This is a genomic window from Kitasatospora sp. NPDC024654 (assembly GCF_055559155.1).
In genome coordinates, this window is record NZ_JBVHLF010000261.1 from 1 (window position 1) to 1525 (window position 1525).

Here is a 1525-nt window from a genome sequence, read left to right on the forward strand (position 1 = left end):
CCCGACGTCACCTTCTGACCGCCGCCGAACACCGACTCGAGATGAGCCTCCGCTTCACCATCTGGGACCACGTCACCGAGACCGTCGGCCTGCCCCAGGCACCCCACCGCACCCCGGCACACCCTCAGCCGGACACGCGCTCATTAACGTGACAGCGCCTGCTCTACCGCTACATCACCCAGGGTCGCGCCGAGGGCGACAAGCCGGTCACCACCCCGCAACGCTTCGGCCGCCTCCTGCTCAGCCGCCCGACTGCGGGACAAGGACGCCGCACTGCTGCGGGAGCTCACCGAAGCCTGCCCCGAGATGACCGAACTCGCCTGCCTCACAGGCAAGTTCGCTCAGCTGCTGACCCCGGCCGAGGGCAACGACGTCAAGCTCACCGATTGGATCACCACGGTCCGCGCCGCCGACCTGCCTCACCTGCACTCCTTCGCGAACGGTCTCGAACTCGACCGCGCCGCCGTCGACGCCGGACTCACCCTCCCCTACCACAACGGCCGCACCGAGGGTGTCAATACACGAACCAAGCGGATCATGAGGCAGATGCACGGCCGAGCCGGGTTTGCCCTGCTCCGCCACCGCATCCTCCTCCAGTGATCACTACACAGCGCTACCACCGATTACGGGCCAGAGCCAGATCGCTGACACGCCCCCCGGGTCAGCTCTTGGGTAGCGTTATCCCCATCTCGCGCATTGCGTCGGAGGCGGGGCCGCCTTCGGAGCGCTCGGTCTTGTAGCCCTTCACCCGTGGCGCCAGGGTGCGCGGGTCCACGGCCTCGGAGGGGGCGGCGGAGGCGTAGAGGCCGTCCGGTTCCTGGTCTCGGTCATGGGGGAGCAGAAAGAAGACCCGGCGCAGGAAGGTACCCGAGGCCCTGGAGGACTTGGCGCCGGCCCCCAGGATGGCGTAGCCGACCATGCGGCCGTCGCGGTGGTAGGCGGGGCGGCCGGCGCGGGTGGGCAGGCGGTCCAGGGTCTGGCGGACGTATTCGAGTGGGCCGGTGTCCTCCAGCCAGATCAGGTCGTCCTCGTGGGCGAGCTGGTGGGGTTCGATGAGGGCGCTCACAGGGACTCCCCGGTGGTGAGGTCGACGATCAGCCCGATGCCCGGGTAGTACTTGCGCTGGTTGGAGGTGACCATCTGCTTGGGTGAGGCCAGTCCGAGGACGTCGCGGATGCGGGCGGCGAAGGCGCGGGCCGACACCGGTCCGGTGCCCTCGAACTGGCACCACTGCTTGTAGGCGGCGTACAGGCTGGCTTGCTCGGCGCGCATGGCGGGGTCCAGTTTGCAGGCCTCGGCGATGAAGCGGGACATGTGGTCTTCGGTCTCGGCGTAGGCGGTGGTGGCCAGTTGGACGCGCTCGGGGCCGGTGAGGTCCTTGTCGCCGGCCAGGTAGCGGCGGGCTCCCTCGACGAGCCAGGCCAAAATTCGGCTCATCGCTCTCTTCTGTGGGTCTTGATGGGGCTCGGTTGTGCTCGGCCGGGCAGGGGTCGGGCGTAACCGGCCAGGCAGAGCAGGATCATGG

Annotated in this window: 1 protein-coding gene and 2 pseudogenes; 1 reads left to right on the top strand and 2 read right to left on the bottom strand. The window is 68.8% G+C overall.

Translation table 11 applies throughout. The features are described from left to right. Nucleotides 1-158: 158 nt before the first annotated feature. Nucleotides 159-600, top strand: a pseudogene (locus tag ACZ38L_RS39490) (transposase); the annotation flags it as partial. Between the two features lie 61 nt (nt 601-661). Here the strand turns inward: ACZ38L_RS39490 and ACZ38L_RS39495 are convergent. Both ACZ38L_RS39495 and ACZ38L_RS39500 read right to left on the bottom strand, forming a co-directional pair. Continuing rightward, nucleotides 662-1066: a DUF6009 family protein gene (locus ACZ38L_RS39495; protein ID WP_465702992.1), complete on the bottom strand. Its 405-nt coding sequence runs from the start codon at nt 1064-1066 to the stop codon at nt 662-664. Further along, nucleotides 1063-1428 (bottom strand): annotated as a pseudogene (locus ACZ38L_RS39500) (primase-like DNA-binding domain-containing protein); the annotation flags it as partial. The gene ACZ38L_RS39495 and the pseudogene ACZ38L_RS39500, both read right to left, overlap by 4 nt. Nucleotides 1429-1525 lie beyond the last annotated feature (97 nt).